This window comes from Streptomyces buecherae (assembly GCF_014295035.1).
Lineage (GTDB): Bacteria > Actinomycetota > Actinomycetes > Streptomycetales > Streptomycetaceae > Streptomyces > Streptomyces youssoufiensis.
The window spans coordinates 7,259,628-7,281,636 of the sequence record NZ_CP060404.1 but is presented as its reverse complement, the minus strand read 5'-3'; the positions used below and the strand labels follow the sequence as shown (position 1 = coordinate 7,281,636).

The 22,009-nt window shown below is 76.3% G+C and carries 18 protein-coding genes; 7 read left to right on the top strand and 11 right to left on the bottom strand.

What is annotated here, in order from left to right:
- Positions 1–50 precede the first annotated feature (50 nt).
- A complete protein-coding gene (locus tag H7H31_RS29085; RefSeq protein ID WP_187064021.1) occupies positions 51–872 on the top strand; it encodes a class I SAM-dependent methyltransferase in 822 nt (273 codons plus the stop codon).
- 40 nt (positions 873–912) lie between these two features.
- On the opposite strand, the gene H7H31_RS29080 is transcribed toward H7H31_RS29085, so the two are convergent.
- From H7H31_RS29080 to H7H31_RS29070, 3 genes are all read right to left on the bottom strand, one after another.
- The gene (locus H7H31_RS29080) at positions 913–2,352 is read right to left on the bottom strand and encodes an amino acid permease (RefSeq protein WP_187064020.1); all 1,440 of its coding nucleotides are present in this window, start codon (positions 2,350–2,352) and stop codon (positions 913–915) included.
- A gap of 99 nt (positions 2,353–2,451) precedes the next feature.
- The gene (locus H7H31_RS29075; protein WP_187118121.1) at positions 2,452–4,875 is read right to left on the bottom strand and encodes a phage holin family protein; all 2,424 of its coding nucleotides are present in this window, start codon (positions 4,873–4,875) and stop codon (positions 2,452–2,454) included.
- Between the two features lie 210 nt (positions 4,876–5,085).
- On the bottom strand, positions 5,086–6,516 hold the full coding sequence (locus tag H7H31_RS29070; RefSeq protein WP_187060667.1) for a DHA2 family efflux MFS transporter permease subunit: 1,431 nt from the start codon (positions 6,514–6,516) through the stop codon (positions 5,086–5,088).
- Between the two features lie 342 nt (positions 6,517–6,858).
- Here H7H31_RS29070 and H7H31_RS29065 point away from each other — a divergent pair, with 342 nt between their 5' ends.
- Together H7H31_RS29065 and H7H31_RS29060 are read left to right on the top strand one after the other, a co-directional pair.
- A complete protein-coding gene (locus tag H7H31_RS29065) occupies positions 6,859–7,641 on the top strand; it encodes an MBL fold metallo-hydrolase (protein WP_187060666.1) in 783 nt (260 codons plus the stop codon).
- Complete coding sequence (locus tag H7H31_RS29060) at positions 7,638–8,258, top strand: DedA family protein (protein WP_187060665.1); 621 nt, start codon at positions 7,638–7,640, stop codon at positions 8,256–8,258. The genes H7H31_RS29065 and H7H31_RS29060 overlap by 4 nt, the downstream gene beginning before the upstream one ends.
- Positions 8,259–8,287: 29 nt before the next feature.
- Here H7H31_RS29060 and H7H31_RS29055 read toward each other — a convergent pair whose 3' ends face one another.
- The gene (locus tag H7H31_RS29055) at positions 8,288–8,791 is read right to left on the bottom strand and encodes a CGNR zinc finger domain-containing protein (protein WP_187060664.1); all 504 of its coding nucleotides are present in this window, start codon (positions 8,789–8,791) and stop codon (positions 8,288–8,290) included.
- Positions 8,792–8,898: 107 nt separating this feature from the next.
- Between H7H31_RS29055 and H7H31_RS29050 the strand changes: the two genes are divergently transcribed.
- Positions 8,899–9,780 carry an alpha/beta fold hydrolase gene (locus H7H31_RS29050; protein ID WP_187060663.1) on the top strand — a complete coding sequence of 294 codons (882 nt, stop codon included), beginning with the start codon at positions 8,899–8,901 and terminating at the stop codon, positions 9,778–9,780.
- A 76-nt stretch (positions 9,781–9,856) separates the two neighbouring features.
- Here H7H31_RS29050 and H7H31_RS29045 read toward each other — a convergent pair whose 3' ends face one another.
- The 3 genes from H7H31_RS29045 to H7H31_RS29035 all read right to left on the bottom strand — a co-directional run bounded on the left by H7H31_RS29045 (position 9,857) and on the right by H7H31_RS29035 (position 13,408).
- Entirely contained in the window at positions 9,857–11,032 is a 1,176-nt protein-coding gene (locus tag H7H31_RS29045; protein ID WP_232110131.1) for a serine hydrolase domain-containing protein, read from the bottom strand.
- A gap of 359 nt (positions 11,033–11,391) precedes the next feature.
- Positions 11,392–12,603, bottom strand: a complete 1,212-nt coding sequence (locus H7H31_RS29040; protein ID WP_372455994.1) for a serine hydrolase domain-containing protein — start codon at positions 12,601–12,603, stop codon at positions 11,392–11,394.
- A gap of 292 nt (positions 12,604–12,895) precedes the next feature.
- Complete coding sequence (locus tag H7H31_RS29035; protein ID WP_187060171.1) at positions 12,896–13,408, bottom strand: GNAT family N-acetyltransferase; 513 nt, start codon at positions 13,406–13,408, stop codon at positions 12,896–12,898.
- A gap of 175 nt (positions 13,409–13,583) precedes the next feature.
- Here H7H31_RS29035 and H7H31_RS29030 point away from each other — a divergent pair, with 175 nt between their 5' ends.
- Entirely contained in the window at positions 13,584–14,153 is a 570-nt protein-coding gene (locus tag H7H31_RS29030) for a hypothetical protein (RefSeq protein WP_187060170.1), read from the top strand.
- A 91-nt stretch (positions 14,154–14,244) separates the two neighbouring features.
- Here H7H31_RS29030 and H7H31_RS29025 read toward each other — a convergent pair whose 3' ends face one another.
- Both H7H31_RS29025 and H7H31_RS29020 read right to left on the bottom strand, forming a co-directional pair.
- Complete coding sequence (locus tag H7H31_RS29025; protein WP_187060169.1) at positions 14,245–15,348, bottom strand: MBL fold metallo-hydrolase; 1,104 nt, start codon at positions 15,346–15,348, stop codon at positions 14,245–14,247.
- A gap of 424 nt (positions 15,349–15,772) precedes the next feature.
- Positions 15,773–17,098 (bottom strand): aminotransferase class I/II-fold pyridoxal phosphate-dependent enzyme, encoded by a 1,326-nt coding sequence (locus tag H7H31_RS29020; protein ID WP_187118120.1) that lies wholly within the window; start codon positions 17,096–17,098, stop codon positions 15,773–15,775.
- Positions 17,099–17,459: 361 nt separating this feature from the next.
- Between H7H31_RS29020 and H7H31_RS29015 the strand changes: the two genes are divergently transcribed.
- Positions 17,460–18,017, top strand: a complete 558-nt coding sequence (locus H7H31_RS29015; RefSeq protein WP_222624737.1) for a hemerythrin domain-containing protein — start codon at positions 17,460–17,462, stop codon at positions 18,015–18,017.
- Here H7H31_RS29015 and H7H31_RS29010 read toward each other — a convergent pair.
- Positions 17,956–18,894 (bottom strand): ANTAR domain-containing response regulator, encoded by a 939-nt coding sequence (locus H7H31_RS29010; RefSeq protein WP_187118297.1) that lies wholly within the window; start codon positions 18,892–18,894, stop codon positions 17,956–17,958. The genes H7H31_RS29015 and H7H31_RS29010 overlap by 62 nt on opposite strands.
- A gap of 180 nt (positions 18,895–19,074) precedes the next feature.
- On the opposite strand from H7H31_RS29010, the gene H7H31_RS29005 reads away from it, so the two are divergent.
- Positions 19,075–20,856: a PAS domain-containing protein gene (locus H7H31_RS29005; protein ID WP_187061611.1), complete on the top strand. Its 1,782-nt coding sequence runs from the start codon at positions 19,075–19,077 to the stop codon at positions 20,854–20,856.
- Positions 20,857–20,944: 88 nt separating this feature from the next.
- Here the strand turns inward: H7H31_RS29005 and H7H31_RS29000 are convergent, their stop codons facing one another.
- Complete coding sequence (locus H7H31_RS29000; protein WP_187061610.1) at positions 20,945–21,739, bottom strand: SigB/SigF/SigG family RNA polymerase sigma factor; 795 nt, start codon at positions 21,737–21,739, stop codon at positions 20,945–20,947.
- Positions 21,740–22,009: the final 270 nt, after the last annotated feature.

The following is a 22,009-nucleotide window of genomic DNA, read 5'->3' as shown; positions in this document are numbered from 1 at the left end:
CGCGTGTGCGCCCTTGCCCTGTGTGGGCGCTTGCCCACTAGAGTGACCGCATGCCCACTTTACCGCCAGAGCAGTCAGAGCCAGCGCACCCGCATGAGGCGCGACAGGTGGCCGAGTCGTTCGGAGCGCAGGCCGAGCGTTACGACCGGGCCCGGCCCGCGTACCCCGATGACCTGGTGGCCCGGGTCGTCGACGGGAGCCCGGGGCCCGAGGTGCTCGATGTCGGGTGCGGCACGGGGATCGCGGCCCGGCAGTTCCAGGCCGCCGGCCGCACCGTGCTCGGCGTCGAGCCGGACGCGCGGATGGCCGACTTCGCGCGGGCCCGTGGCCTGCCGGTGGAGGTGGCGACCTTCGAGGACTGGGAGCCGGCGGGGCGGGTGTTCGACGCGGTGGTCGCCGGCCAGGTGTGGCACTGGGTGGACCCGGTCGCCGGCGCCGCGAAGGCGGCCGAGGTGCTGCGCCCGAGGGGGCGCCTGGCCATCTTCGGGCACGTCTTCGAGCCGCCCGCCGAGGTGGCCGAGCCGTTCGCGGCCGCCTACCGGCGGGTGGCGCCCGACTCCCCGTTCGGCCAGCAGCCGGCGCGGCGGGCGCTGGAGACGTACCAGGCGGGGTACGCGCGGATCGCCGACGCGATCCGTGGGACGGGGCGGTTCGCCGAACCGGAGCAGTGGCGCTTCGACTGGGAGCGGACCTACACCCGCGCGCAGTGGCTGGAACTCCTCCCCACGACCGGCGGGCTCACCCGGCTCTCCGCCGACCAACTGGCCGAGATCCTGGGCGCCGTGGGCGACGCCGTCGACGCCCTCGGGGGTCGCTTCACGATGCGCTACACCACCCTGGCGACCAGCGCGGTCCGCACCGACGGGCCGTGAGTCGCGGCGCGCGGGGCGTACTGGTGGCCGGCCCCGCGGGTCACGGCCTGCCGCCGCCCGCGCCCACCCCGGCCGGTACCTGGTCGGGCGATGCCTGATCGGGCGGCGCCTGGCCCGACGGCTCGACGAGGGGCGCCGCGCTCGCCGGCTCCGCGCCAACCGGCGAGCCCACCCGCGTCCGCCGTGCCGCCAGCCACACGTACACCAGGACGCCGGCGAACAGGAACAGCACGCCCTGGTAGACCGCCGCGTAGCCGGCGCCGGCGACCAGCCACAGGGAGAAGCCGAAGGCGGTCAGGGCCAGGGCCGCGTCGCGGGTCAGGCGGGCGGGGCGGACGCGGTCGCGCTGGCCGGAGAGGAGGAAGTAGAGCTGGGCGGCGGTCGCCAGGAGGTAGGGGACGGTGGCGGTGAAGGTGGTGACCAGGACCAGCGTCTCGAAGGCGCCGCCGGTGCCCAGGGTGTAGGCGGCGACGGTGAGCAGTGAGGCCAGTACGGTGCCCACCAGTACGCCGGTGGTCGGCACGCCGCGTCGCCTGCGCAGGAACGCCGCGGGGAACAGGCCGTCGCGCGCCGCCGCGTACGGCGCCTGGGCGCTCATCAGGGTCCAGCCGTTGAGCGCGCCGGTCATGGAGACGAGCGCGGCGCAGGCGATGACGACGCCGCCCCAGTCGCCGCCGAACATGGCGTTCACGGAGTCGGAGAACGGCGCCGTGGAGTCCACCAGGTCCGCGTGGGCGACGGTGCCGAAGACCGCGAGCGTGCCGAGGAGGTAGACCAGTGCCGCGCCGAGCGTGCCGAGGACGGTGGCGCGGCCGACGTTGCGGCGCGGGTCGCGTACCTCGCCGGCGCTCATCGCGGCCGACTCCACGCCGAGGTAGCTGAACAGCAGGATCGCCGCCGCTGCCGAGACGCTGCCGGTCAGGCCCTGGTCGCCGGCCTGGAACGGGCCGAGGTTGGCCGGGTCGAAGAAGACGAGGCCGCCGATCGCGACCAGCAGCAGCGGCGCGAACTTGAGCACCGTCGAGACGAGTTGCACCGCGCCGACGTACCGGGTGCCGGCGAGGTTCGCGAGCGCGGGCAGCCACAGGATGACCAGCGCGGCCAGCACGGTCCGCCAGGTCGCGCCGTGCACCGGGACCAGCACGTCGAGGTAGCCGACGGCGGCCACGGCCAGGGCCGCGTTGCTGACCCAGGTGGTGATCCAGTAGCTCCAGGCGGCCAGGAAGCCGGCGAAGTCGCCGAAGGCCGCCCGCGCGTACACGTAGGGCCCGCCGGTGCGCGGGTCGCGCTGGGCCAGCCTCCCGAAGACCAGGGCCAGCGCGAGCGCGCCCGCGGTCAGCACGACGAACGCGACCAGGCTGACGGTGCCGTACGGGGCGACGAGGGCGGGCAGCAGGAAGATGCCGCCGCCGATGATGTTGCCCATGACCAGGGCGGTCGCGGTGGGCAGGCCGAAGCGGCGGGAGTGGCGGTCGTGCATGGGGGGTGAGCCTCTCGGTGCGGGTCGCGCACATCGCCCGAAGGTGTCGGACGGGACGGACCGCGCAATATGGTCAGGGACCGGGAGCGGCTCGCAAAATCAGCGGGATTTGTCCTGTGCGACGGGCTCCGTCGTGGAAAAAGCGCCGGTCACACCGGGTGTGATCGGGGATTCGTCCACCGGCTCCGCGAGCCGCTCCGCCGCCGGGAGCAGGTCCGCGGACCGGTGCTCGGAGGCGGATCGCTCCGCCTCCGCGAGCCAGCGGCGCAGCACCTGGTGGACGCGTTCGGCCCCGACCAGTTCCGTGCCGTCGGCGGTGGGCGGGGACAGTTCGCTCGGCCACAGCAGGAAGGCGTGGGCCTGGTCGCCGCCGAGGCCGCCGTGCGAGCCGATCTGGTCCTCGAAGGCGTGCACCTCGCCGGTGCGCGGGTCGTAGGCGGAGTTGACCATGATGTCGGCGACGTGCGGGAAGCCGTCGGTGCGCAGCACGGCCTCCGCCGCGCCGGGGCCGAACGGTGCCAGCGGGCTGGCGCCGACGACGTGCCCGGTGGCCAGGTGGTGTTCGCTGCCGTGCGCGCCGAGCACCACCGGGCCGTGCCGCGCGGACCGTACGAGCAGGAACCCGATCCCGGGGTGCTCGGCGAGGGCGTGCAGCAGGGCGGGGTGGCGGCGGTCGATCTCCTCGCGGGTCAGCCGGTGCGGCACGTCGGGGAAGGAGATCAGGCCCAGGTTGCCCGAGCCGAGCACGAGCGGCCCGGACCGGCCGCGCCGGCGCTGCGACTCGGCGGGGGCGGTGGTGGCGGGTGGCTCGGCGGGGTCGGTGGCGGGGAGCGTCGCGACCGGCTCGGCGGCGGGCGGCGCCGGGTCCGGGGTCGGGGTCGGGGCCGGGGGGCGCGGCCCGGGGGTGGTGGCGGTCGCGTCGGGGCCCGCGGGCGGTGCGCCGGCGGGCGCCTGCTCGCGTTCGTGCGTCTCCTCGGGCCGGTGCAGCGCGACGCGGGCCGCCGCGCGAGCCTCCGCGCCACTGCGGGTGCGCCCGGCGCGGCGCGGGACCGGCAGCCCGCAGCCGGCGCGCACCAGGTCCTCCAGGGTGAGCCCGTACTGCGCCGCAAAGGTCTCGCCCGGGGTCTGGCCGTGGTCGGACAGGAGCACGAAGCGGTAGTCGCGGGGCGCGTGCCGGGCGGCCTTGGCGATCAGCGTGATGCTGCGGTCGAGGCGGCGCAGCACCTGGTGGGTGTCGCGGCTGTACGGGCCCGAGTGGTGGGCGACCTCGTCGTAGGCGACCAGGTCGGCGTAGACGGCGCCGCGCCCGGCGAGCATGTCGCCGATGACGGCGGCCACGACCACGTCGCGCTCGACGACGGTGGCGAAGGCGCGGATGAAGGGGTAGAGCCCGCCGCGTCGCACCCGAGGCCGTTCGCGGCGCAGCTTGGCGCGGGTTGACTGGCCGATCTCGCGGCAGACCTCGGCGACGAAGGAGCCCGCGGTGCGGGTGGCGTTGGCGGGGTCGGAGAAGTAGGCGAAGTAGCCGGCGCGGGAGCGGTTGTGCCGGCCGCGCCGGCCGGCGACCGACAGGACGAGGGCGAGTTGGTCGGCGCCGCCGGTGAACAGGTTGCCGCGGCTGGCGCCGTCCTCGGCGAGCAGGCCCGGGTGGCCGGCGCGGGCGGCGGCGCGGCGCTGGAGCTCGGCGGCGCTGGTCGGGCGGTTGCTGATCATCAGCTCGCCGGTGTCCTTCTCGTACCAGCGGAAGGCGGGCACGTCCTCGTTGGAGCCGTGCAGGATGCCCAGTTGGCTGGCGCCGGTCTGGCTGGACCAGTCGGTGCGCCAGCGGGTGAGGGTGTGGGTGGTGCCCTCCCAGGCGGCGAGGGTCTCCATGAGCGGCGGCCTGGGTCTGGCCCGGCCGCGGGTCGCGGGGCGCTCGCGCAGGGCGGCCCGCAGCAGGTCGTGGCCGACGCCGTCGAGTTGCAGGAAGACCGTGCCGGGGGCGGTGTCCGGGGCGTCGGGGTGGGCGCGGCCGGCGGCGGGTCGGCCGCGCCAGGGCGGGGCGCCGGGCAGGCCGCCGCGGCGGTGCCTGCGGTAGGCGAGCCGGGCCAGTCGCCGGCGGTAGGCGCCGTCGTCGCGTACGGCCAGGGCCGTGCTCGTCGCGGAGGAGGCGGCCGACATGACGGCGGCCACGACGACGGCGGTCTCCGGCTCGACCTGGCCCCGCCCGTCGGGTATCAGGCTGAGGGCGACCAGCAGCAGCGAGCCGTTGAGGAAGAAGACGAGGAGCCCGAGGACGAAGGCGGGCACCAGCAGCAGGGCGCGCACCAGCGCCGGCCAGACCAGCGCGCTGAGTACGCCGAAGGCGCCCGCCCCGGAGGCGGCCGTGACGGCGATCCGGGTGGTGCTGTCGCCGTCGGCGGACTGGAGTCGGAAGTCGGGCAGGATGCCGGCGAGGACGAGCATGGTCAGCGTGCTGACCGCCCACACCACCGTCACCCGCAGCAGGGTGCCGCCCACGGTCTTCCATCGGGGCCACTGCACGCGTCGTCTCACCTCGTGTTTCCGCCCGCCTGGTGCCCGGGCTCGGCGACCAGCCTGTCATGTCGGAGCCGCCGGCGTCGGCCGACCGCCGAGCGGGCCGCGCGCACCCCGACGCTCCCCCGGCCTCGGGCTCGGAACGGACGGCGGGCTCGGGCCGCGCGGCCTCCCTTCCGGCCGGCCCGGCCGGCCCGGCCGGCCCACATCGGGGCGCTATCCGCGCTCCCTGGGCAGCAGCGTCGCGGCCCCGGCCGTGGCGAGCGCGGCGAGCAGGCCGGCGATGAGGAAGGCCACGCCGTAGCCGTGGGCCCCGCCGAGCGCGCCCGCCACCGCCGTCAGGACCGCGATCCCGAGCGCCGTGCTGACCTGTCGCGTGGTGTTGAGCAGCCCGGAGGCGAGCCCGGTCAGGGCGGGTTCGACGCTGCTGGTGGCCGCCACGGTGATCGGCGTGAAGGCCACGCCCGCGCCGAGGCCGACGAGGAGCAGCGGGACCACGATGGTGGGGAGGAACGACGTGTCGGGGCCGAGCCGTACGAGCAGCAGGAAGCCCGCGGTGACCAGCGAGAGGCCGAGGCTGGCGGTGCGCCTGGTGCCCCAGTGGGTGGTCATCCAGCCGGTGACCTGAGCGCCGACCATCACCGCGAGGGCGGTGGGCAGGAAGCCGAGCCCGGCGCGTGAGGGCGAGTAGTCCAGCACGTGTTGGAGGTAGAGCGAGAGCACCACGGGACTGGCGAGGTAGCCGACGCCCAGGCAGAACATCACGGCGTTGGCGGCGCTGACCGCGCGGTGCCCGAAGATCCGCAGCGGCATCAGCGGGCTGCGGGCCCACCGGTGCTGGCGGGCCACGAAGAGGGCGAGCAGGACGACGGCGGCGGCCGAGAACGCCACCGCCCGCGCCGTGCCGGCCGGCTCGCCGAAGGCGACGACGCCGTAGACGAGGGCGGCGAGCCCGCAGGTCACCAGGAGCGCGCCGAGCACGTCCAGCGGCTCGCGCGCGGCGTCCGTACGGGGCCTTCGGGCGAGCGCGCGCCAGGCGACGACGAGCACCGCGACGCCGATGGGCACCTTGACGAGGAAGACCCAGCGCCAGCCGAGCGAGTCGGTGAGCAGCCCGCCGAAGACCGTGCCCGCCGCCGCGCCGACCGCCCCGACCATGCTCCACAGGCCGAGCGCGCGGGCCCGCCCGGCGGGGTCGGCGTAGGCCAGGTGCACGATGGTCAGCGTGGTGGGCATGAGCAGCGCGCCGCCCAGGCCCTGCACGGCGCGGGCGAGCACCAGGTGCCAGGGGGCGGTGGCCAGGCCGCACCAGAGGCTGGCGGCGGTGAAGATACCGAGGCCGGTGAGGAAGACGGCGCGGGTGCCGATCAGGTCGGCGAGCCGGCCGCCGAGCAGCAGGAAGCCGGCGAAGGCGAGGGTGTAGGCGTTGACCACCCAGCCGACGGACGAGGTGGTGAAGCCGAGGGCGGCGGCGATCGGCGGCAGCGCGACCGAGACGATGGTCGCGTCCAGGACGACGAGGAACTGCGCGCCGCAGGAGAGCAGCATGAGCAGCCACGGCGGCGCGGCCCCGCCGGCGCGCGGCGCGGCCGGCACCCCCTTCGCACCGACCTTGGTGAAGACCCGCGACACGGCGCGCGGCGACATGCCCTCCCCTTTCCGCCAACCCCCGAGATCCAAGTTAGGTAAGGCTAACTTAGCTCTCGCGCCCCTTACGGCCCCCGCGGCGACCATTGGCCCGCCGCCCGCCCTCTCCGGCGCGAATTCACCCACCCATGTCTCCCCCGTGGCCGTCCCATGACCCGTACATGACCCGACCTTGACGGACCCGAGCCGTACCCGGCCCGCACGCGCTCGCGCCGGGCGGGCCGACCCGGCGGGTGGCGTGGGTCGCGCACCGTACTCCCGCACGGGCGCCCCGGCATCTGAACTACGCTCGGGTGAGCTGACGCCGGTCAGCGTGCGGCAGCGTCGAGACGGGAGATCCGGGTGTCGGTGGAGATCACCTGGTGGGGACATGCCACCGCGACGGTGGTGGACTCCGGAGTCCGCGTCCTCACCGATCCGCTGCTCGTCCAGCGCCTGGCCCACCTGCGGCGGCGGCGCGGCCCCGTGCCGCCGGACAGCGCGCTGGTCGCCGACCTCGCGCTCGTCTCCCACCTGCACGCCGACCACCTGCACCCCGGCTCGCTCGCGCGCCTCGCGCCCGGCACCCGGCTGATCGTGCCGCGCGGCGCGGGCGTGGCCGTGCCGGCGCTGCGCCGGGTGGCCAGCGCGCGGGCCCTGCGCGTCACCGAGGTGCTGCCCGGCGACGAGGTCACGGTCGGCGAGGTGCGGGTGCGGGCCGTGCCCGCCGCGCACGACGGGCGGCGGCTGCCGTACGGGCGGCACCGGGCGCCCGCGCTCGGTTACGTCCTGCGCGGCGCGGCCACCACGTACTTCGCCGGCGACACCGGCCTCTTCGACGAGATGCCCACCGTGGTCGGGCCGTGTGACGTGGCGCTGCTGCCGGTCGGCGGCTGGGGCCCCTACCTGGGCCCGGGGCACCTGGACGCGCGGCGCGCGGCGCGGGCCCTGGAGCGGCTCGGGGCGCGCAGCGCGGTGCCGGTGCACTACGGCACGTTCTGGCCGATCGGCCTCGACGCCGTCCGGCCGCACGAGTTCCACGCGCCGGGCGACGAGTTCGTACGGCACGCGGCCCACCTGGCGCCCCAGTCGGCGGTGCACCGGCTGTACCACGGCGAGAGCGTGCGCCTGGAGGCCGCTCGGTGATCGCCGAACTAGCCCGCGCCGTACCGCCCGAGTCCACCCAGCAGGCCGCCGGTTACCCCTCGCTGTTCCTGCTCGTGGTCGTGGGCTCGCTGGTGCCGGTGGTGCCCACGGGCGCGGTGGTCAGTTCCGCCGCCGTGGTGGCGATACACCAGACCTCGCCGCTGGCGCTGCTGATCGTCTTCGCCATCGCCTCGCTGGCCGCCTTCCTCGGCGACCTGGCGCTGTACTGGCTCGGCCAGCGCGGGGTGCGCTCCAAGAACGGCTCGCTGTGGCTGGGGCGGCTGCGCGAACGGGCGGCGCCGGAGCGGCTTGAGCAGGCGCGCACCAGGTTGGACGAGCACGGCATCGCCGTCCTCGTGCTGTCCCGGCTGCTGCCGGCGGGCCGGATTCCGGTGATGCTCGCCTGCCTGCTCTCGTACGTGCCGCTGCGCCAGTTCGCGCGCGGCGCCGCCCCCGCGGCGCTGGCCTGGGCCGTCACCTACCAGTTGATCGGCCTGCTGGGCGGCTCGCTGTTCGCCGAGCCGTGGGAGGGCGTGGCCGCGGCGGTCGGGCTGGCCCTCGTGGTCACCGTGGCGCCCGCGATCTGGCGCCGACTGCGCAGGTCACCGGCCGGGTAGCCGGCGCGCCCCAGTCGGGCGCGCGCCCGTCAGGGCGTGGGGTTCTGGCGGGCGCGCTCCTGGTGGCGGCGGGCCTTGAGGCGGTTGCCGCAGGTCTTCATCGAGCACCAGCGGGCGGTGTTGGCGCGGCTGTGGTCGAGGAGGAAGAGGCGGCACTCGTCGTTGCCGCACGGGCGCAGCCGGCCGGGCCGGCGCTGTCGCACGTCGTACCAGGCGAGCACCAGTTCCACCGCGAGCAACCGCTCGGGCGGTGCCGTGAGGCGCCAGCGCAACTCCGCCCCGTCGACCTCGGGCAGTTGGCGGACCTCGGCGAGCAGCCGCCGCAGTTCGGGCTCGGGCACCGCGTCGCGGGTGGCGGTCTGGAGGGCGTCCCGCGCCGCCCGTAGCCAGTCGAGCGCCCGCGCGTCGCCCCGGCCGCCGTGTTCGTGCGCCCACTGCCGCAGCGCGGCGTCATCGGCCCACAGGTCCCGCGGCCGGCCGTCCCGTACGGGCGTGCTGTTCAGCGCCGCGAGCAGCGCCGTTTCGTCGATCATCTCCGACCACCCCATCACCTAACCCTCTTCACGCACTTGACAGGTTACCTCGCATCGGGTCCACTGAGGGCGCCGATAACCACCACAGCGACTTAAGAGGGTTAGTCATGACGGACGTTCGTCATCAGTACGCCACCGTGCGCGGGCACCGCGTCTTCTACCGGGAGGCCGGTCCCCGCGACGCGCCGACCCTCGTGCTCCTGCACGGCTTCCCCACCAACTCGCGCATGTTCCGCCGGCTGATTCCGCCGCTCGCCGACCGGTACCGCGTCATCGCCCCCGACCACCTCGGCTTCGGCCACTCCGACGCCCCGCCCGCCGACGCCTTCCCGTACACGTTCGACGCGCTCACCGACATCACCGAGGCGCTCCTGGCCGAGCTGGGCGTCTCCCGGTACGCGATGTACGTGCAGGACTACGGCGCCCCCATCGGCTGGCGGCTCGCGCTGCGCGACCCGGCGGCGGTCACCGCGGTGATCTCCCAGAGCGGCAATGCCTACGAGGACGGGTTCGTCCCCGAGTTCTGGGCGCCCCTGTGGGCGTACGCCGAGGACCCGGGGCCGGCGACGGAGCCCGCGGTCCGTACCGCCCTCGACCTGGAGGCCATCCGCTGGCAGTACCTGCACGGCGTCGACCACCCCGAGCGCGTCGACCCCGACACCTGGACGGCCGACCACCGCGACGTCAGCCGCCCCGGCAACGACCTGGTCCAACTCGCCCTGTTCCGCGACTACGCCACCAACCGGCCGCTCTACCCGCGGTTGCACGCGTACTTCCGGGACAGCCGCGTCCCGCTGCTGGCCGTCTGGGGAGCCGAGGACCTCATCTTCGCCCCGGCCGGCGCGCGCGCCTTCGCGCGGGACCTGCCCGACGCCGAGATCCACCTGGTGCCCGGCGGCGGCCACTTCCTGCTGGAGAGCCACCTGTCGACCGCGGTCGGCCACATCCGGGACTTCCTGGCCCGGGCGCTGCCGACGGCCCGGAGCTGACGGCGCGCGGCGCGGGCCGGCCCGGGGCCGGCGCGCAGCCGGGGGCCCGGGTCACGGGCGCCGGCCGCGCGCCGGCCTAGCGGGCGTCACACAGCGCGTGGTCCACCAGGCGCGACGTCGCCTCGTCCTGGCGTCGTTGCTGGGCCGAGCCGGGGCGCCAGGTGGTCACGGCGGTGGCGACCGCGCGCCGGCCGTCGTCGGTGGCGCCGGCCGCCGCGACGTGGCCGGGCGAGGAGCCGCCGTGGTACCAGACGCCCGCGTCGCACCCGGCGACCGGCCGCCAGTACACGCCGAGCCCGAACCGGACGCCGGACTCGCCGCCCCACCCGTCCCGCGCGGCCGTGGTCTCCCGCAGCCGGGCCCGCTCCGCGTCGCCGAGCAGCCGCCCGTCGAAGAGCGCGCGGAAGAACTCCGCGACGTCGCCGGTGGTGCTGATGACGGAGGTGTCCGGCAGCGGCACGAACACCGAGGTGTCGGTGAGCTGGTCGGTCCCCGGGAAGCGGGTGTAACCGGTGGCCGCCGGCCGCGGCAGGTACGCGGACGTGCCGGCCGTGGACGTGTGCCGCAGCCCGAGCCTGGCGATCACCCGGTCGTGGATCTCCCGCGCGACCGGACGGCCCGTGACCTTCTCGATGACCAGGTCCACGAGCAGGTCGTTGGTGCGGGAGTAGCCCCAGCGCTTGGTCGCCACCGGCGCGCTGGGATCGGGCTGCCACCTCGGCCCGCGCGCCGTCGCGAGGCGCACCAGCTCCACCGGCTCGTACGCGGTGAAGCGCCTGGCCTCGAACGCGCGGGGGGTGAGTTCGCGGGCCCCCGGCAGGTGGTCGGCGTAGTCGGCGAGCCCGCTGGTGTGCCGCAGCAGGTCGGCCACCGTGATCCGGGTGCCGTCGTTGCCGTGGCCGGTCACCACGCCGGGCAGCACCCGCTCCACCGGGTCGGCCAGCCGCAGCCTGCCCTCGCCGACGAGTTGGAGCGCGACCACGGACGCGAACGGCCGGCCGACGCCGCCGACGCGGTAGTGCGCGCGCCACGGCACCGGCCGCCGCGTGGCCACGTTCCCGTCGCCCGCGCGGGCGCGCGCCCGGCCGTCCGGGGTCCGCACCTCCGCCACCACCCCGGTGGCGCCGGCCACGCGCACCGCGTTGGTGTCCCGCCGCAACTCGCGCCGGTCCACGGGGGAGCGGTCCGGCGCCGTGCCGGTGGCCGTGGCCACCGCTCCCGCCGCGACCGCCACCACCACACCCAGACCCACGCCCAGCCGCACCCGCCTTGACGCCCACCCGCCGCGTCCACGCGCCCCCGTCGTGCCCCCCACCGGTCCCCCTCTTCAGCGCCGGCGCACGCCCCCGACGGGCGGCTCCGGCCTGTGCTTCGGTCGGTCCCGCCGCCCCCGCGCCGTCAGCCGCTCGCCGCGTCCCCGGCGCCCGGGCGGGCAGGACCCTCCCATCCTGCCCGGGGGCGGACGCGAACGCCGCCGGGTTTTTGGCCCGGCGCGCGGACCGGCGGCTGTCCGAGGTCCCACAACGGCCCTACGGCTCACGGGAGTTGAGCCCGTGAGCCGTACGCCGCCTGGCGCGCCCGTCGGCCCGCGCTACCGTTCCTGACGGCCCTTCATCGGCACAGCACCGTGTCCACCAGGGCCCGGACGTCGTCGGGGCCCTGTGCCACCGTGGGCGTGTCGGCGGTGACGGCGATCGACACGGCGCGGCCGTCGTCCGTCACGCCGCCGCTGGTCTGGTATCCGGGGATGTCGCCGCCGTGCCCCCACGCCAGGCCCCCGCAGCTCAGCGGCGAGCTGATCACCCCGAGCCCGTACCGGGCGCCGGGCCACAGCTTGCCGTCGGTGGAGACGGTGGTGCGCAGTTGGGCGAGTTGCGCCGGGGCCAGCAACGCGCCGCCGAACAGGGCCTTGTAGAACCGGTTCAGGTCGGACGGGGTGGAGATGAGCTGCCCCGCGGCCCAGCCCCAGGAGGGGTCCATCGTCGTGATGTCCTCCAGCGGCGCCCCGGGCCGCTCGGCGAAGTACCCCCGGGGGTGGGCGCCGTGAATGCGCTCGTCGCCGACGCCGGGGAAGTAGGTGCCGCGCAGCCCGACGCGGTCGATGATCCGGCGGGTGATCTGCTCGGCCAGGGGCCGCCCGGTGACCTTCTCGATGATCAGGCCGGCGAGCGTGTAGTTGGTGTTGCTGTACGCCCACCCCTTCCCGGGCGCGAACAGCGCCTTGTGCGCGAGCCCCAGGTCGAGCGTGGTGCGGGGCTGGACGTAGGTGTGGCGCCCCTTGCCGGTGAGGTCGTCGATGTACGGGACGTAGTCCGGCAACCCGCTGGTGTGCTGGAGGAGTTGGCGGACCGTGATCCGGCGGCCGTCGATGCCGTCGCCGCGCACCAGGCGGGGCAGGTACGTCTCGACGGGGGCGTCCAGCGAGACCTTCCCCTCGCCGACCAACTGGAGGACGACCGTCGCGGTGAACGCCTTGGTGTTGCTCCCCGCCCGCACCCGGCCGTCGAGCGGCGCCCTGGCCCCGGTCCGCAGGTCGGCGACGCCGACCGCGTAGTCCCGCACCCGACCGTCGGGGCGCGTGGTGGCGGCCAGCGCGGCTGGGTACTTGTCGTCGCGGACCAGGCGTTCGAGGCCCTGGCGTACGACGTCCCGGGAGCTGCGGTCGGCGGCGGCCGGCGTGGGCAGCGTGCCGCCGACGGCCAGGGCCGCGGCGAGCGTTCCGACCACGGCGACGACGCGCCGCGAGCGGAACGGGCGCGGGTGTGCCGAGCGGAAGCCGGCCGGGCGGGGGTGGGTGCGCGGCGGACGGTGGCGCGTGGTCACGGGGGGAACCTCCTGGTCGCGCCCTGTCGGGCGCGGGAAACACGGAACAGGTCGGTGCGGCGCGTGCGGGCCCCGCTCGGGGCGGCGGCGGTGCGACGGTCGCGTACGAGGAGGCTAGGGAGGAGCCGCCGCCGAGCACATCGACCGTGGGCACGAGGGCCCCAAGTCCCGGCCGTGGCTACGCCGCTGGGATGAGGGTCCCAACTCGCGGGAGGAGGGCGGGACCACGGGCCTGGGTGGGTGGTGCTGTCCGCGAGGGGCACCCGTCGCGTGGGGTCGTGGCGACCGTGGGTCAGTCGACGGTCAGGGCGTACTCGACCTGTGGGAGCGGGTTGCCGTCCCCGTAGTCGAAGTCGCGGACGACGCTCGACTCGGTGAAGCCGTGCCTGGCGTAGAAGCGGCGCGACCGGGGCGTGTCCCGCAGCGTCCACAGGTGGATGTGGCGCGCGCCCCGCTCCCGGATCGCGGTCAGCGTGCTGGCCATCAGGGCCCGCGCGACGCCGGTGCCCCAGCCGTCCGGGTGGCCGTAGAAGCCGAGGACCTCGACCGCGCCCGGCTCCGGTGACGAGGGGCCGAAGTAGGAGAACGCCAACGGCCGCCCGTGCGCCGTGGCGAGCAGGCACGTGTTCCGTGGCTGCTCGGTGAGCACGGCCTGCCAGCGGTGGCGGCGCCGGCGCAGCGCCTCGGCGAAGAACTCCGGGGAGAAGAAGTCGGCGTAGGCGGCGCGCCAGGACGCGGCGTGGATCTGACCGATGGCGTCGCCGTCGCGCGGGGTGGCCGGGAGGACCGTGAAGTTCGCTGTCATCCGGCCACCGTACGGGCGGGCGCCGGTGCCGTCTCGGCGCTGTGGCCCCGCCGATGGTGGTGGTCCGGCGCCGTCGGGTCAGCCTGTGGTCGCTGGCCCTTCTCCTTCAACCGGGGTACGGGTTCCGCCCTACGGGTTGATCCCCCAGGTGGGTCCACCACGCGAGGATCTCGCCATGTCCCTGAAGATCCTTCACCTGCCCCCGCCCGTCAGCGACACCGAACGGCCGCCTCCGCGCTGGGCGATACGCCTGGCGTACGCGCTTCCGCTGCTCCTGCTGCCGTCGTGTCTGTGGCGGCTGCCCTTCGCCCTGCACTTCGAGATGGGGCAGATCCAGGACGTCGGCATGCCGCCGTACTGGGTGAGCGTCCCGTACGTGCTCGGGCTCAGCGTGCTCACCGAGGTGACGGCGATCCTGGCCATCGGGCTGGTGCGCGGGTGGGGCGAGGTGGCGCCCGGCTGGATGCCGTTCATCGGTGGCCGGCGCGTCCGGCCGCTGGCGGCCGTCGTCCCGGCGGTGGTCGGCGGGCTGGTCCTCACCGCGCTCTTCACCGACCTGCCGCTCAGCGACGGCCGCAGGCTCACCGCGTACGGCGTCGTCGACACCGTCGACTACTCCCACGACGCCTGGGAGACGCTCGCGACCGTCTGCGTCGCCCCGACCAGCCTCTGGGGACCCGTCACCATCGCCCTGGCCCTCGCCTACCACCGCCGCCGGTGCGCGACGCCGCCCACGGGAGGCTGACCGGCCGCGCCCACGGCCGGTCGGCGAAGCGGGGCGTCGGGACACCGGCGGGGAGCGGCAGGACGTCGGCGGGGCGTCGGAGGCGCGTCGTTCAGGGCGCTTCCAGCACGCGCGAGGCGCCCACCGGCAGGTCCCACAGGTCCTCGCGGTCCCGCCCGGCCGCCTCCCACGCGGCGCGCACCCGGCGCAGGGGTTCCACCGGTGGCTCGGCCGAGAGGAGGAACGTCGCCCAGTGCATCGGCGCCATCCGGCGCGCCCCGAGGTCGCCGAGCGCGCGCACGGCCTCCTCGGGGTCGGTGTGGACCGGGCGCAGCATCCAGCGCGGTTCGTACGCGCCGATCGGCAGCAGGGCCAGGTCGATGCCGGGGTAGCGGTCGCCGATCTCGGCGAACCAGTGGCCGTAGCCGGTGTCGCCGGCGAAGTAGACCCGGTGCGCCGGCCCCTCCCCCACCGTCCGCGGGGCAGTGATCACCCAGCCGCCCCACAGCGAGCGGCAGGTGTCGGTCAGGCCGCGCTTGCTCCAGTGGTGAGCGGGCACGAAGTCGAAGCGGACGGCGCCGCCACCGGGGGCGGGCAGCTCGACCGCCTCCCACCAGTCGAGTTCCGTCACGCGGGTGAAGCCCCGGCGGCGGCACCAGGCGGCGAGCCCGGCCGGCACCAGCAGGTGGGTGGCGCGCGGCAGCCGCTTGAGGGTGGGCACGTCGAGGTGGTCGTAGTGGTTGTGGCTGATCACGACGGCGTCCACGCGCGGCAGGTCCTCCCAGCGCACCCCCACCGGCGTCACCCGGGCCGGGGTGCCCAGGATCTTTCGGGACCAGACCGGGTCGGTCAGCACGGTCAGCCCGCCGACGCGGATCACCCAACTGGCGTGCCCCGCCCAGGTGACCGCCACCGCGCCGGGCCCGGGCGTCGGCAGCGGGCCGGGGGCGAACGGCAGCTCCGGAACGGTGTGCAGGGCCCGGTCGGAGGGGCGCAGCAGCCCCTCGCGGGCGAGTCTGGCCAGCGCGCGCACGCCGGGCAGCGGCGCGGTCAGCCGGTGCGCGAACGTCCGGGGCCAACGGCGCACTTCACCCAGCGGGCGGGGCGCCGGCAGCGGGCGCGGGCCCGTCGCGGGGCGCGCGCGGCGCACGGCGTGCGGGCGGCCCGCGCCACGGGGGCCGGCGTCAGTGCGGGACCGCTCGGTCTGATCGGTCATCGGCAGGACTCCATTCGTCGGGGGAACGGACTCGGGCGCGGCGATACGTCCCCTCACACGGCTACCCCGTCACGCCCGTCAACCGACGCGTCCGGCGCGCCCGCGGCACGCCCAGGGGCGCGGGCGGGCGCGGACGGGTGCGCGGGGCGGGGCACCGGGGGCGCGGCAGCGCGGCGCGGCGGACTCCGACCGGCGACGGGTCCCGCGCCATGAGTGCCATCGGCGTGCGGGGCCCGCCCGATGGCGGTCCGCGAGGCGAGGCGGAGGAAGGCGGGGCGAGAGACGGCGGACGAGGCCGGGCGGGGCAGGGCACGGCACGGCGGGGGCAGGGCACGGTATGGCGGGGCAAGGCACCGCGCGGGGCGAGGCTGGGCGGTCGGCGGCGGGGCTCGGTGCGGTCGAGGGGTGTGCGGGGGCGGGCGGGTCAGTCGGCCGCCAGCTCGCTGAAGGCCGACTCCAGGAGGGTCAACGCCGCGCGGACGTGCGGACGTTCCAGCGGGTCGCGGGCCGCCAGGGTGGCGAGCCGCTGCTCGTCGTCGACGCCGAGCAGCGGCAGCGTGGACAGCCGCACCCGCAGGTCGTCCGGCGCGTCCCCGAACCGGTGTCCGCCGGGCACCGGCCGCCCGAGGCGCCGGGTCAGGTGGCGTTCGAGGTCCACCGCGTCGGCGATGCCCCGTTCGGCGAGCGGCCCGCGCAGCTCCGCCAGGTCGACGTACAGGTGGTGGCCGGCGCGCGGTGGGCGGCTGAGCACGCCGAGGTCGGTCAGCCGGTCATAGGCGGCACCGCCGACCGCCCCGTAGGCCCGGGCGGCCGCGGCCGTCCTGGCCCGCACCGGCGCCGGCTCGCGCAGCGCGTGCAGCGCCGCCGCGGCGACCGGGGCCGGGAGTTCGCCGCGTACGGCGCCGAGCGCGGCCAGCAGCCCGGCGTGCAGTTCGGCGCCGCGGTCGGAGGCGGGCAGGCGGGCGATGGCGGCGGGCCAGCTCGGCGGGGTGAGCGCGCCGGCGAGGTCGGTCAGCACCACCACCCGGTCGGGCACCATCTCGGCCGGGCTGACGACGACGGTCTCCCCCGGCCACCCGGTGACGGGCCGCTCCGGACGGTCCGCCGGTTCGGGGGACGCCGCGCCGCCGGGGCGGGGAGGCGGGCCGGTCGCGGCGGTGGGCGGCGGATCGGCGGCGGTGGGGTGCACGGTGTCGCGCCAGGTCTCGTCGCTGATGATGAGCAGGTCCTCCGCCGCGGCGGCCTCGCATACCTCGTGCAGCAGCTCGGGCGGCGCCACCGTGCCGGTCGGGTCGTCGGCGACCGCGAGCACCAGCACCCGCGGGTCGCCGCCCTCGGCCCGGACCCGGCGCACGGTCTCAAGGAGCGCGAACGGGTCGGGCACTCCGCCGCTCGGGGCCGGCGCCGGGGCGTGGTAGGTGGGGCGGCCGGCGAGCCGGGCGAGCGGCGCGTACCAGGCCGCCGACGGGCGGGTCAGCAGCACGTCGCCGCCGCTGGCCGCGAGCAGGGCCAACAGCAGCGGCTGGCCTCCGGCCCCGGCGAACACCTGGTCAGGGGCGGTGTGCAGGCCGCGCCGGGCCCAGTAGCCGCAGGCCGCGTGGTGCAGTTCCGGAGCGCCGCCGACGGGCTCCGGCTGGCTGCGGCCGGTGGCGGCGGCGAGGCGGGCGGCGAGTTCCGGCAGCGGGGGCAGCGCGCCCTCCGCCGCCCAGGGGGTCAGGGCGCTGTGCGGAGCCGGGGCGGGCCGCTGCATCGGTACCTCCGTCGACGAGCGGGGCGGGGCGGTCTGCCACGCGCTGAACGCGTACGCATATCAACACATACTCCCCTACCCGCCGTACGGTGCCACCTCTGCGGGTCGCCCGCTTCCGGTACCGGGCCGACACGACACGTGAGGGCTCGACCGCGGCGTTTGCCCGTCGGGGGTGCGGGCACTCGGCCGGTGCCAGGAGCGGCCCCGGCGCCACGGCGTCCGAACGCCGCGGCGACCCGCGCCTCGGGCGCGTGGGTGCCCGCGTGGCGAGGGTGGCCGTCGAGCGCGCCCGGTCGGGGCGGTCGCGGCGCGCGGCCCGGCAGGCGGAGAAGCGACGACAAGGGGGCACACCGTGACGACCATGCCCGAGGGGCAGCGGGACGGCCTGGAAGTGCTGGCCAGCGACCACCGGGCGGTGGAGGGACTGCTCGCCGCGTACGGGCCGGACCTCGAACCCGAGGAGCAGCTCGCCCTGGTCGAGCGCGTGACGGTCCTCGTGGTGCGGCACATGGTGGCCGAGGAGGAGTACCTGTACCCGGTGGTGCGCGAGGAACTGCCGGACGGCGACGGGCTGGCCGACGCCGACCTGGGACGGCAGGCGGCGATCGAGGCCACGCTCAACGAGCTGGACGGGCTCGACCCGGTCAACGAGCGGTTCGAACCGCTGGTGCGCCGGCTGACGGACGAGGTGGCCGCGCACATCGCGTTCGCCGAGGGGCGGCTCTTCCCCGGGCTGCGGGAGCGGCTGAGCGCCGAGCGGCGCATGGGGCTCGGCCTGCGTCTGTTGTCGGCCAAGCGCACCGCGCCCACCCACCCGCATCCGGAGGCGCCGGACCGGCCGCCGCTCAACAAGCTGATCAACCCCGGGGTCGGGCTCGTCGACCGGGTGCGGGACTGGCTGTCCGGCCGAACTCGATGAGCTGCGGTTCCAGGCCGCGCCCCCGGCTGCGGACCACCGTCTCGGCCAGTTCGGCGAGCTTGCGGTTGGACCGCTGGGACATCCGGCGCAGCATGTCGAACGCGGCCTGCGCGTCGCAGCCCACGATGTGCATGAGGATGCCGCACGCCTGGTCCACCACCGGTCGGGTGCGCAGCGCGGTGTCCAACTGGTCGACCTCGGCGAGCGCCGCCCGGTAGCGCTGGGCACACACCAGGTTGGCGACGGTCAGGTCACCCAGGAGTTCGGCGGTGTCCCGGTCGGCCGGGCCGAGGACTCCCGGGCGCAGCCCGTACAGCGTGATGGTGACGGCCAGCCCGTCGTGCTCGAAGGGCAGCGTGGCGCTGGCCCGTACGCCGGCCGCCAGGGCCCTGGCCCGGTACTCCGGCCAGCGGCCCTCGTACAGCAGGTCGTCAGTGACGGCGGGTCGCCCGGTGTGCAGGGCGGCGGGGATGGGGCCGTCGCCCTGGCTGAGCTGCACGGCGACCAGCGCGGACAGGTCGGGGTGGGTGGCGGCCGTCAGTTGCTGCTCCACCTCGGCCTCGGCCACCTCCGCCTCCGCCGCGCCGGCTGCGGCGGGCCCACCGTCGCTCTCCGGCGTCTCGGCGGGCGGGCGGGAGGCGGGCGGCCGGCCGCGGCCGGCGGGCATGTCCTGGCGCGGGACGCGGGGCGGGTCGCCGGGCCCGGCCAGGGCGGCGACGTCGCGGGCGGCGACGGCGGTCGCGGTGGCGCCACAACTGCCGGGGGTGTGCGCCACGGCCTGCTCGGCGAGCCGCGTCAGCTCGCGGCTGAGGGCGACTCCGGCGTCCGGCGGCGGAGCGAGTGACTGGTGGGGAACGGCGGAGGTGCGGTCGAGCATGTTCACGAGCTTCCTTTCCTGGGCGGTGGCCTTCCCCTGCTCCTCTCCTCGTGCTTCCTCGGTTGCCCGGGTCGACGCGGTGGAAACGAATCGGTGAACGACGCGCGAGCGAGCCTGTTCCTGCCGTCCGGACATGGCGGGACGGGACCGGAAGGGTCGGGCAACGGTTAGCGTGTGGCCATGACAGAGGGTGAGGACGAGGGGTTCAGCCAAGAGCTGACCGACTTTCGCCGACGAGTAGAAGAACTGCGCGCCGTGCGGGCGCTGCCCGCGGCGGAACGGCTTGGTGCGCTGGACGCGGCGCTGGTGGAGCTCCAGCACGCCGCCGACGTCCTGTGGCCGCGTTTCGAGCGCTGGACGGCCGTACGCGGCGACGGGCGCGGCAACGCGCAGGAACAGCGGCTGCTGCGCGCCCTGTTCCAGCGGCTGCCGGTGGCGGTCGCCCTGGTGGACCGGGAGGCGGTCGTACGGCGGATGAACTTCGCCGCCACCCAGCTCTTCGGCACCCAGGCCGGATACGCCACGGGCCGCACGCTGACCGGTTGGTTCCGGCACGACGGTCGGGCCGCGCTGCGTTCGCAGATCGCGGCGGTGGCCCGGGGGGAGGGCGGGCGCGTCCTGCTGGCGCGCGTCCCGGGCCGGCCCGGCGCGACGGACCCCGCGCCGGGGCTGCCAGGCCGGGCGGCGGAGGCCGAGAACGCGGGGCCGGACAGCGCCCCGGACGCGCTGTGGGTCACGCTGGGCGCGATACGCCCGCCGGACGAGCGGCAGCTCGCGGTGCTCGCGGTCTTCCAACCCGCGGACGGCGCGAGCGCGACGAACGGCCCGACCGCGGCGGGCTTCTCGCTCGGCCCCAGCCGCTCGCCGGCCCAGCCCGACCTCGCCGAGGTCTCGCGCCAGGCGGAGGTGCTCGACCTGGTGGACGAGGCGGCAACGGCGCTGCTGAGCGCGCCGCCCGAGGCCGACCCGGAGGCGGTCGCCCTGCGCGCCGCCCAGGTGCTCCACCGGCGCTTCGCCGACTGGGTGGTCGTCGACTGGGCCAACCGCGACGGCACCGGTGGTGGTGGGCGACACATCGAGACGCCCACCACCGCAGGTGCCCCCGAGGTCGCGACCTTCGGGGGCACCGCTCATGGCACCGGTGGTGCCACGGTCCCCACGGCGGCCGAGGTCGCGCCGCCGGGCACGCCCGTCGAGGCAGGGCCCGGGGGCGCGCTCCCGCTGCGACGCCTGGTGGCCTGCGGCCCGGACGACGGCAGCGGCCTGGTGGCCGCCGTGGCCGCCCAGGACCCGGCCGACTGCCCGCTGGTGGCGGGGGCCGTACGCAGCGGCACCTCGGCGCTCCAGGTGCGCCCCGACGAGGTGACGGCGTTCGGCCGCGACGCGTCGGGCGCGCCGGTGCTGGTGGCCGCCGAGGTGACGTCGCTGCTGTGCGTGCCGCTGCGGGTCGCGGACGCCGGGCCCGCTCAGGGCGCGCTCACCGTGTTCCGGACCGGCGCCCGGGGGGCGTTCGGGATGGCGGAGGCGGGCGCGCTCGACCGCGCGGCACGACACCTGGCGCTCGCCCTGGACCGCGCCGCCACCTCCGGCGCCGCGACCCGGAACGGGCCGGCCGCGCCCGGGGCGCCGGACGCGCCGGACAGACCCGACCGGCCTGAGAGACCCGAAAGACCCGAGGGGTCGCCGGCGGTCGCCGCCACGATGTGCGCCACCGCGTCGGGTGCCGTCCCCACCGGTGGGGACCGTACCGGCGCCCCCGCCCCAGCGGGCACCACGGCATGCGCCGCCGGCCCCGTGGGAGGCGCGGGGCACGCCGGCGCGGCGGCGGGCCCGGACCAGGGCCAGGTCAGCCAGCAGGTCTGCCACACCCCAGCCACGGAGCCGGGCGCCGGGCCCGGGGGCGCGCCCCGGGCGCCGGAGCCGCGCCACCCGTCGGACCCGATGCGCCCACCGGGGCGCTGAGGCGCCGGCCGCCGCCCACCGCGTGGTGGGCGGCCCGGCCGGGGGTCACGGCGCGCGGCGCGGTCCGCGCCGCGCGCCGTGACCCCTCTCACGCGGCGTCCGCCAGCACCCGCTCGCCGATCCGGGCGCAGGTGCGGTTGATGAGCCGGGAGACGTGCATCTGGGACATGCCGAGCTGGTCGGCGATCCGGCTCTGCGTCATGTCGCAGAAGAAGCGCAGGTAGAGGATGCGCCGCTCGCGTTCGGGCAGGGCGTTCAGCTTGGGCTTGACGGCCTCGCGGTCCACGATGCGGTCGTAGTCGGGCTCGGGGGCGCCGAGCGTGTCCACCAGCGAGTAGCCGTCGGCGGCGCCGGTCAGCTCGGCGTCGAGCGAGAGGGCCGCGAAGCTGTCCAGGGCGCCCATGCCGGTGCGCACGTCGTCCTCGGACAGCCCGGTGTGGCGTGCCACGTCCTCGACCGAGGGCCGCCGGCCATCGGGGGTGCGGGTCAGCTCCTGGATGGCGGCCCGCACCTTCTGCCGCAGCTCCTGTACCCGGCGCGGCACGTGCAGGCTCCACAGGTGGTCCCGGAAGTGCCGCTTGACCTCGCCGACGATGGTCGGCACGGCGTAGCTCTCGAAGGCCGTGCCACGGCCCGATTCGTAGCGGTTGACCGCCTTGACCAGGCCGAGCATGGCGACCTGCTTGAGGTCCTCGCCACTCTCGCCGCGGTTGCGGTAGGTGGCGGCGATACGTTCGGCCATCGGCATCCAGGCGCAGACGACGCGCTGGCGCAGCGCGTCCTTCTCCGGGCCGTCGGGGAGTTCGTCAATGCGTCGGAACTCGGCCGAGGTGTCCGGGGCATCGTCGTGCGGGTGCCGCTTGCGTGCACGTACGGACGTCATGTTCCGCTCTCCCTGAAGTCAGTGCATCGGTGCGTCGCCGTGGGGGACGGCGAGCGTGGATGTCATCGCGGGAGTGGCGCACGCGGACCGGACGGGGCCCGCACAGGTGGCCAGGGCCTCCCGCGGGTTGTGCCTCCGGTCCGAAGCACAGTCCTTCGGGTGCCCGAGGGTCCGCGGGGGCAAACCCCGCTTCCCTGGGAAGTCGGGAGAGCGGGGTGCCCGATCGGGTGTGGCACCTCCTCCGACCAAGCCCCTCGATTGGCGTACACG

What these genes read in the sequence shown, in the direction of transcription:
- H7H31_RS29085 (WP_187064021.1), top strand. Translation starts at nt 51, where the DNA reads ATGCCCACTTTACCGCCAGAGCAGTCAGAGCCAGCGCACCCGCATGAG.
- H7H31_RS29080 (WP_187064020.1), bottom strand. Translation starts at nt 2,352, where the DNA reads ATGCACGACCGCCACTCCCGCCGCTTCGGCCTGCCCACCGCGACCGCC.
- H7H31_RS29070 (WP_187060667.1), bottom strand. Translation starts at nt 6,516, where the DNA reads ATGTCGCCGCGCGCCGTGTCGCGGGTCTTCACCAAGGTCGGTGCGAAG.
- H7H31_RS29055 (WP_187060664.1), bottom strand. Translation starts at nt 8,791, where the DNA reads ATGATCGACGAAACGGCGCTGCTCGCGGCGCTGAACAGCACGCCCGTA.
- H7H31_RS29050 (WP_187060663.1), top strand. Translation starts at nt 8,899, where the DNA reads ATGACGGACGTTCGTCATCAGTACGCCACCGTGCGCGGGCACCGCGTC.
- H7H31_RS29035 (WP_187060171.1), bottom strand. Translation starts at nt 13,408, where the DNA reads ATGACAGCGAACTTCACGGTCCTCCCGGCCACCCCGCGCGACGGCGAC.
- H7H31_RS29030 (WP_187060170.1), top strand. Translation starts at nt 13,584, where the DNA reads ATGTCCCTGAAGATCCTTCACCTGCCCCCGCCCGTCAGCGACACCGAA.
- H7H31_RS29025 (WP_187060169.1), bottom strand. Translation starts at nt 15,348, where the DNA reads ATGACCGATCAGACCGAGCGGTCCCGCACTGACGCCGGCCCCCGTGGC.
- H7H31_RS29020 (WP_187118120.1), bottom strand. Translation starts at nt 17,098, where the DNA reads ATGCAGCGGCCCGCCCCGGCTCCGCACAGCGCCCTGACCCCCTGGGCG.
- H7H31_RS29015 (WP_222624737.1), top strand. Translation starts at nt 17,460, where the DNA reads ATGCCCGAGGGGCAGCGGGACGGCCTGGAAGTGCTGGCCAGCGACCAC.
- H7H31_RS29010 (WP_187118297.1), bottom strand. Translation starts at nt 18,894, where the DNA reads ATGCTCGACCGCACCTCCGCCGTTCCCCACCAGTCACTCGCTCCGCCG.
- H7H31_RS29005 (WP_187061611.1), top strand. Translation starts at nt 19,075, where the DNA reads ATGACAGAGGGTGAGGACGAGGGGTTCAGCCAAGAGCTGACCGACTTT.
- H7H31_RS29000 (WP_187061610.1), bottom strand. Translation starts at nt 21,739, where the DNA reads ATGACGTCCGTACGTGCACGCAAGCGGCACCCGCACGACGATGCCCCG.